The 7,561-nt window shown below is 68.3% G+C and carries 9 protein-coding genes; 1 reads left to right on the forward strand and 8 read right to left on the reverse strand.

Features of this window, described 5'->3' with window-relative positions; translation table 11 throughout:
* The 6 genes from RTM68_RS03365 to RTM68_RS03390 form a co-directional block, all read right to left on the reverse strand.
* Positions 1-593, reverse strand: a 593-nt coding sequence (locus tag RTM68_RS03365; protein WP_312168239.1) for an AAA family ATPase, incomplete at its 3' end; no start/stop codon positions are given.
* On the reverse strand, positions 590-1,201 hold the full coding sequence (gene pnuC, locus RTM68_RS03370) for a nicotinamide riboside transporter PnuC (protein WP_312168241.1): 612 nt from the start codon (positions 1,199-1,201) through the stop codon (positions 590-592). The genes pnuC and RTM68_RS03365, both read right to left, overlap by 4 nt.
* A gap of 9 nt (positions 1,202-1,210) precedes the next feature.
* Positions 1,211-2,341, reverse strand: coding sequence for a UDP-N-acetylmuramate dehydrogenase (locus RTM68_RS03375; protein WP_312168353.1), 1,131 nt, complete (start codon positions 2,339-2,341; stop codon positions 1,211-1,213).
* 14 nt (positions 2,342-2,355) lie between these two features.
* Positions 2,356-2,754, reverse strand: coding sequence for a MaoC/PaaZ C-terminal domain-containing protein (locus RTM68_RS03380; RefSeq protein WP_312168243.1), 399 nt, complete (start codon positions 2,752-2,754; stop codon positions 2,356-2,358).
* On the reverse strand, positions 2,754-3,209 hold the full coding sequence (locus tag RTM68_RS03385; protein ID WP_312168245.1) for a MaoC family dehydratase N-terminal domain-containing protein: 456 nt from the start codon (positions 3,207-3,209) through the stop codon (positions 2,754-2,756). Before RTM68_RS03385 ends, RTM68_RS03380 begins: the two co-directional genes overlap by 1 nt.
* Before the next feature lie 81 nt (positions 3,210-3,290).
* Positions 3,291-4,088, reverse strand: coding sequence for a sulfite exporter TauE/SafE family protein (locus RTM68_RS03390; protein ID WP_312168247.1), 798 nt, complete (start codon positions 4,086-4,088; stop codon positions 3,291-3,293).
* A 110-nt stretch (positions 4,089-4,198) separates the two neighbouring features.
* Here RTM68_RS03390 and RTM68_RS03395 point away from each other — a divergent pair, with 110 nt between their 5' ends.
* Positions 4,199-5,773, forward strand: a complete 1,575-nt coding sequence (locus RTM68_RS03395; RefSeq protein WP_312168249.1) for an AMP-binding protein — start codon at positions 4,199-4,201, stop codon at positions 5,771-5,773.
* 78 nt (positions 5,774-5,851) lie between these two features.
* On the opposite strand, the gene rplQ is transcribed toward RTM68_RS03395, so the two are convergent.
* Both rplQ and RTM68_RS03405 read right to left on the reverse strand, forming a co-directional pair.
* Positions 5,852-6,391 carry a 50S ribosomal protein L17 gene (gene rplQ, locus RTM68_RS03400; protein ID WP_312168251.1) on the reverse strand — a complete coding sequence of 180 codons (540 nt, stop codon included), beginning with the start codon at positions 6,389-6,391 and terminating at the stop codon, positions 5,852-5,854.
* A gap of 67 nt (positions 6,392-6,458) precedes the next feature.
* On the reverse strand, positions 6,459-7,448 hold the full coding sequence (locus RTM68_RS03405) for a DNA-directed RNA polymerase subunit alpha (protein ID WP_042538798.1): 990 nt from the start codon (positions 7,446-7,448) through the stop codon (positions 6,459-6,461).
* Between the last annotated feature and the right edge of the window lie 113 nt (positions 7,449-7,561).

The raw sequence follows: 7,561 nt of genomic DNA on the forward strand, positions 1-7,561 counted from the left end.
GCGACGAGCCCGCCCTCGCGCGTGACCGAGTGCTCGCGCCCGTACTCCGGCACCCACAGCGTTCCGAGCCTGTCGGCGAGAGCCTCAGCGAGCGTGGTCGAGCCCGTCGACTCGGCGCCCAGCACCACGACGCGCGCCGTGAGCCAGGCGCGCACCGCGGGCGCGAGTTCGTGCCAGTTCCCGGCGACATCGGCGCGGATGGCCGTGCCGGAGATCGGGTTGATCCGACGCCCCTCGTCGACCTGCACCCAGCGCGCGTCGAGCCGTCGGGCGAGCTCGCCGCCGTATGCATCGCACGAGAAGACGGTGTCGACGGGTCCGTCGAGCAGCGCCTCGATCACGGCCATGTGCTCATCCCACGCCGACTCCGAGTCGAAGTCGACCGGGGCGTCGTCCATCGCGGCGGCGACGCGCACTCCGGGGTGCGACTCGCGGATCCAGTCGGCCCGCACGTCGAGCGGGATGGATTCGACCGACGCGCCAAGCACCTGCACCGTGACGCGGTCGCTCAGCCGCTGGGCCTGGCGGATCAGATGAGAATGCCCGCTGTGGAAGGGATAGAACTTCCCGAGGACGAGTCCGTGGCCGCTCATGCGCGAGCGGTCGCCGCATCCGGCGCTTCGGCGCGCTCGTCGCTCGCGGCCCGCCGCCAGGATCGGTAGCCGATCACGCACAGGCCGATGAAGAGCAGATACAGCGCCGCGATGACCCACAGGCCCGCGGCGATCGAGAGGCCGACGAACGCGATGTCGACGCAGATCCAGACGAACCAGTTCTCGATCCACTTGCGGTTCAGCATGTACTGCGCCACGAGGCTCGCGGCGGTCGTCGCCGCATCGGCGATCGCGACCTGCGAGTCGGTGAACGTCGTGAGCACCCAGACCAGCACGACGGTGCCCACGACCGCGGCGAGCGCGAGCCACGGCCAGGCTCGACTCGGAGTGCGCGCGACGTACGTGCGGCTCTGCTCGGCGCCGCGGGTCCAGCGCCACCAGCCGTGCACGCCCATGAGCAGGTACACCACCTGCAGCGCCGACGAGGCGTAGAGCCCCGCGCCGATGAACACGATGAACAGCACGACGTTGTTCGCGATGCCGATCGGATAGTTCCACACGTTGCGACGACCCGCCAGCCAGACGCACACGGCGCCCGTCACGAAGCCGAGCACCTGGGGCCACTCGGTCTGGAGCCACTCGAGCACGAGCGGGCCCTACAGTTCGACGCCGAGCAGCACGGGTTCGGGCTGCAGCACCAGACCGAACTCGGAGTGGACGCGGCTCTGGATGAAGCGTGCGAGCTCCGAGACCTCCGCGGCAGTGGCCCCGCCCCGGTTGGTCAACGACAGAGCGTGCTTGGTCGACACCGACGCGCGCGAGCGGGGCAGTCTGAAACCCTTGCGGATGCCGGCGTGCTCGATGAGCCAGGCGGCGCTCACCTTGACGTCGGGCGCCTCGGTCTTCGAGGTCGGCACGAGTCCGTCGTATGACGCGAGCGGGATAACCGTGACAGCGTCGAGGTCGGGAGCCACGGGCCAGCGCGGGCACTCGGGCGGCAGCGCACGAGCGACGACCTCGGGCACGATCGCGTTCTGGAAGAACGAGCCGACGCTGTGCGTGTCGGGATCGTCGTCATCGAGCAGCATCCCCTTGGATGCGCGCGTGGCGAGGATGCGCTCGCGCACCCAGGTCAGCGGCACGGGCGCGTCGGAGTCGAGCCCCAGGGCGCGCCGCAGCTGCTCGCCGCGCACGATGCGCTCACCGGCGACGAGCAGATCGACCGTGACCGAGAGGATCACCGCGCGGCGCTCGGGCACGCTGCCGTAGTGGTGCTTCAGCACCGAGGTGCGGAAGCCGAGTCCCAGATCGGATGCCGGGACGACCGACACCTCGCCCGTCGCCTCGTCGATGAGCTCGACCTCGACCAGGGTCTCCTGGATCTCCTGCCCGTACGCACCGATGTTCTGCACGGGCGATGCGCCGACCGTGCCGGGGATGCCGCTCATGGCCTCGAGCCCCGCGTAGCCGTGCTCGACCGCATAGGCGACCAGGTCGTCCCAGCCGTGCCCGGCCTGCACGCGCAGGCGGATGCGGCCGTCATGCGGCGAGGGCAGCTCCTCGATCCCCCGGGTGAGCACGCGGATCACGGTGCCTTCGAACGTCTCGTCGCCGATGAACAGGTTCGAGCCGCCGCCGAGGACGAACCACTCGTCTCCGCGCGCCCAGACGTCGCGCAGTGCGGAGATGAGCTCGTCGGTCGTCGTGGCATCCAGCATCCGCTCCGGTGCACCGCCGGTGCGCAGGGTCGTCAGCGTCGAGAGCCGCAGCGGCTCGATCTCGTGCAGCAGGGCGTCGCTCATCAGGCGGCGATGCGCAGCTGCGCTTTGACGAGCACGGTGGTCTCGCCGAACGTGACCTTGAGGTCGACGCGCGTGGCCGTCTCGTCGACGGCACCCACGGTCGCGACCACATGCAGGTCGGCACCGTTCTCGGGGTCGACGACGACCGGCTTCGTGAAGCGGACCCCGTAGTCGAGGATGCGCGTGCCGGGCTCGAGGGCCGCGACGACCACCGACGAGGCGATGCCCATCGTGAGCATGCCGTGCGCGAGCACGCCGGGAAGACCGACGGCGGCGGCGACGTCGTCACGGTAGTGGATCGGGTTGAAGTCGCCCGAGGCGCCGGCGTAGCGCACCAGCGACTCGCGGGTGAGGTGGACGGTGCGCTCGGCGATCACGTCTCCGACGGCGTACGGCATCACGCGGCTCCCTCTTCTGCGCCGACCAGCAGGACGCTGGTGGCGGTCACGACGTGCTCGCCCTCGGCATCCGTGATCTGAGCCTCGCTCGTGATCATGGCGTTGCCGCCCATCATGCGGATGCCGGTGACGCGCAGCTGACCCGTGAGCTCGTCGCCCGCGACGATCGGCCGGGTGTACGAGAACTTCTGCTCGGCGTGGATCGTGCGTGCGAGCACGATGCCCGAGTCGGGCTCGGCGAGCAGCTGCTGGAGCGTGTGGTCCTGGATGACCATCGCGAAGGTCGGCGGCGCCACGACGTCGACGAAACCCGCCGCACGAGCGGCCTCGACATCGGTGTGCTGCGGAGCGTCGGCGAAGACGGCACGCGCGAACTCGCGCACCTTCTCGCGGCCGACGAGGTAGGGGGTCGTCGGCGGGAACTCCCGGCCGACCAGATCTTGGTTCACTGCCACCCCTCGATCCTACGTTCTCGGTCGATGGGCGCGGGGCCGAGGGGCCGGATGTAAGGCAGACGCGCCTCCCGTCCGATCCGGTCAGTCCTTCTTGCGGCCCTTCACAGCCTTGATCGCCATCTGCACGGCGATCACCACGAGATATGCCGCGAAGAGCATGTTGCCGAGGAGCGGATCGATGAGAGTCGCGAGCCACGCGCCGAGAGCCGTGGTCGTGCACGCCGAGATGCCGACGAACGCGGCGGCGACGAGGTCGACGTTGCGGTTGCGCAGGTTGCCGATGGTGCCCGAGATCGCGGTGGGGATCATCATGAGCAGCGAGGTTCCCTTGGCGACGAGGTCGCTCGTGCCGAACGCCAGCATCAGCACGGGCACGATGATCACGCCGCCGCCGACGCCGATCAGACCCGCCAGGACTCCGGTGGCGACGCCCACCACGAGCAGCGCGAGGCCGTTGATCAGCCCCAGCTCGAACTCCGCATCGCGCGAGGGGATCACGAGGAACAGGCTGACGATCACGACGGCGAGGAAGCCGACGAAGAACCAGCGCAGCACGGTCTGCGAGATCCTGGGCAGCAGACGGGTGCCGATCTGCGCTCCCACCACGGCTCCGGCCGCGAGGATCAGCGCGGGAATCCACGCGACTGCTCCGTTGATCGCGTACGACACCACGCCGACGGTCGCCGTCGGCACGATGGCCGCCAACGAGGTGCCGGCGCCGAGGCGCTGATTGAAGTGCAGGAAGAGCACGAGCAGCGGGACGATGACCGTGCCGCCGCCGACCCCGAAGAGTCCCGAGAGCAGCCCCGCGAGCAGGCCGATCCCGATGAAGGCGGTGTAGGCGCGAGGCCCTCTGCTCAGGGTCTCTGCATCAGTCACCCGTCCACCCTACTCCTCGCAGGGGAATCGCCTCTGGGACGCGGTCTCGGAGTGTGCGACACTGGATCGCACCGACGACGACGAGGTCGACCGGATCGAAGGAGATCTCCATGGTGCGCAGTTCCTATCCCGATGTCGAGATCCCCGCGGTCTCCATCCACGAGTTCCTGTTCGGCGACGTCGATGAGGATCGCCTCGACGCGGTCGCGCTCATCGACGGCGTCAGCGGCGCCACGACCACCTACCGGCAGCTGATCGGTCAGATCGATCTGTTCGCCGGCGCCCTGTCCGCTCGCGGTGTGGGCGTCGGCACCACGGTCGGCGTGCTGTGCCCGAACGTCCCCGCGTTCGCGACGGTGTTCCACGGCATCCTCCGCGCGGGAGCCACCGCGACGACCATCAACTCCCTCTACACCCCCGAAGAGATCGCGAACCAGCTGACGGACGCCGGGGCGACCTGGCTCGTGACCGTCTCCCCTCTGCTCCCCGGCGCGAAGGCGGCCGCGGAGTCGCTCGGCATCGATGCGGATCACATCATCGTCCTCGACGGTGCCGAGGGGCATCCGTCGCTTCCCGCGCTGCTCGGCGAGGGACATCCGGCCCCCGAGGTGTCATTCGACCCGGCGACGCACCTCGCCGTGCTGCCGTATTCGTCCGGCACGACGGGCCGACCCAAGGGGGTGATGCTGACCCACCGCAACCTCATCGCGAACGTGAGCCAGTGCCGCTCGACCATCTCGCTCGGCGACGACGATCGCGTGCTCGCCGTGCTGCCGTTCTTCCACATCTACGGCATGACCGTGCTCCTGAACTTCGCCCTGCGCCAGCGGGCCGCGCTCGTGACGATGCCCAAGTTCGACCTCACGGAGTTCCTCCGCGTCGTGCAGGAGCACCGCACCACCTGGGTGTTCATCGCGCCACCCATCGCCGTCGCCCTGGCGAAGCATCCGCTCGTCGATCAGTACGACCTGTCGGCCGTCAAGGTGATCTTCTCGGGTGCCGCCCCGCTCGACGGGTCTCTCGCGTCCGCCGTCGAGAAGCGACTCGACTGCATCGTGTGCCAGGGGTACGGCATGACCGAGACGAGTCCTGTGACCCATGCCATCCCCTACGACCGGGGCGACATCGACCGATCGACGGTCGGGATGCTGCTCGCGAACACCGAGGCTCGACTCGTCGCGGAGGACGGAACCGACGTCGAGGCGCCCGCGGAGGGCGCGAGCGCACCCGGCGAACTGCTGATCCGCGGACCGCAGGTCATGAAGGGCTATCTCAACCGTCCGGATGCCACGGCCGAGATGCTCGACGCCGACGGCTGGCTGCACACCGGCGACGTGGCGACGGTCACGCACGACGGGGTCTTCCGCATCGTCGATCGGCTCAAGGAGCTCATCAAGTACAAGGGCTACCAGGTCGCACCCGCCGTGCTCGAGGCGGTGCTGCTCGAGCATCCCGCGATCGCGGACGCCGCGGTCATCGGCGCCCTCGACGACGACGGCCAAGAGGTTCCCAAGGCGTTCGTCGTGCGACAGCAGGGTGCCGATCTCGATGCGGATGCGGTGATCGCCCACGTCGCGGCCCATGTCGCCCCGCACGAGAAGGTGCGCCAGGTGGAGTTCATCGATGCGATCCCGAAGTCGGCATCGGGGAAGATCCTGCGCAAGGACCTGCGCGCACGGGTCTGATCCCGTTCTCCTCCCCGCCGGAGACGACGAAGCCCGCCACCCCGGAAGGGGCGGCGGGCTTCGTCGTGAGTGAGGTCCTTACTCGGACTTCTTCTCGACAGCGTCCTCGGCGGCGGCCTCAGCGGCCTCGCCCTCGGCCTGCGACTCTGCGCCGGCCTCGGCGTCAGCCGCGGGAGCCTCCTCGGCGGGAGCCTCCTCGACGACCTCGGCGGGCTTCTCAGCCTTGGCGGCCTTCTTGGTCGACTTCGCCTTGGGGGTGACGGGCTCGAGGACGAGCTCGATCACGGCCATGGGAGCGTTGTCGCCCTTGCGGTTGCCGACCTTGGTGATACGGGTGTAGCCACCCTCGCGGTCAGCGACCAGCGGTGCGATCTCGGCGAACAGGGTGTGCACGACATCCTTGTCACCGATGACCGAGAGAACGCGACGACGAGCGTGCAGGTCTCCGCGCTTGGCGAAGGTGATCAGGCGCTCGGCGAGCGGACGCAGGCGCTTGGCCTTGGTCTCGGTCGTCTTGATCGACTTGTGGGTGTACAGAGCCGCCGCGAGGTTGGCAAGCAGCAGGCGCTCGTGTGCGGGGCCGCCTCCGAGGCGGGGACCCTTCGTGGGCTTGGGCATAATCGTCTAACTCCTGGTCAGAAAAGGTCGGGTCAGCTGGCCACTGCCAGATGACAATCCGGGTGGGTCAGAAGGACTCGTCTTCGCTGCCGCCGTAGAAGTGGGCGCCGTCGAAACCGGGCACCGAATCCTTGAGCGACAGACCGAGCGAGATGAGCTTGTCGCGCACCTCGTCGACCGACTTCTGGCCGAAATTGCGGATGTTCATGAGCTGCGTCTCCGACAGGGCGACGAGCTCAGAAACGGTGTTGATGCCCTCACGCTTCAGGCAGTTGTAAGAGCGGACCGAGAGGTCGAGGTCCTCGATCGGCATCGACAGCTCGCTGGAGTTCACTGCCTCCACCGGTGCGGGGCCGATCTCGATGCCCTCAGCCTCGACGTTCAGCTCGCGAGCGAGACCGAACAGCTCGGTGAGCGTCTTGGCAGCCGACGCGACGGCGTCGCGGGGGCTGATGGCGGACTTGGTCTCGACGTCGAGGACGAGCTTGTCGAAGTCGGTGCGCTCACCCGCACGGGTGGCGTCGACGCGGTAGCTGACCTTGAGCACCGGCGAGTAGATCGAGTCGATCGGGATCTGACCGGCCTCGGCGTACTCGTTGCGGTTCTGCGTCGCCGAGACGTAGCCACGGCCACGCTCGATGGTGAGCTCGAGCTCGAACTTCGCGGTCTCGTTGAGAGTCGCGATGACGAGCTCGGGGTTCTGGACCTCGACACCGGCCGGAGCCGAGATGTCAGCGGCGGTCACTTCGCCCGAACCGGTCTTGCGCAGGTACGCCGTGATGGGCTCGTCGCGCTCCGACGAGACCACGAGCTGCTTGATGTTGAGGATGATCTCGGTGACATCCTCCTTCACGCCGGGGATGGTGCTGAACTCGTGCAGCACGCCGTCGATGCGAACGCTGGTGACCGCGGCGCCGGGGATCGACGACAGCAGGCTGCGACGAAGCGCGTTGCCGATCGTGTATCCGAAGCCGGGCTCCAGAGGCTCGATGATGAACCGGCTCCGGTTCTCGACGATCTTTTCCTCGGTCAGTGTGGGACGCTGTGCAATGAGCACTCTGTGTTCCTTTCGATCACATGCCCGCTATATGACATGTGGTGGGGTGAGGTCTTGAGTTGTGGAAGGTCGCCTCGGCCGAGCCGTAGGGCGGGCCGTAGTTGTTGGCGAGG

The organism is Microbacterium sp. (genome assembly GCF_031988965.1).
Taxonomy (GTDB): Bacteria; Actinomycetota; Actinomycetes; order Actinomycetales; family Microbacteriaceae; genus Microbacterium.

Coding starts and splice junctions, on each gene's coding strand:
- rplQ (WP_312168251.1), bottom strand. CDS start 6,391: ATGCCCAAGCCCACGAAGGGTCCCCGCCTCGGAGGCGGCCCCGCACAC.
- RTM68_RS03380 (WP_312168243.1), bottom strand. CDS start 2,754: ATGCCGTACGCCGTCGGAGACGTGATCGCCGAGCGCACCGTCCACCTC.
- RTM68_RS03395 (WP_312168249.1), top strand. CDS start 4,199: ATGGTGCGCAGTTCCTATCCCGATGTCGAGATCCCCGCGGTCTCCATC.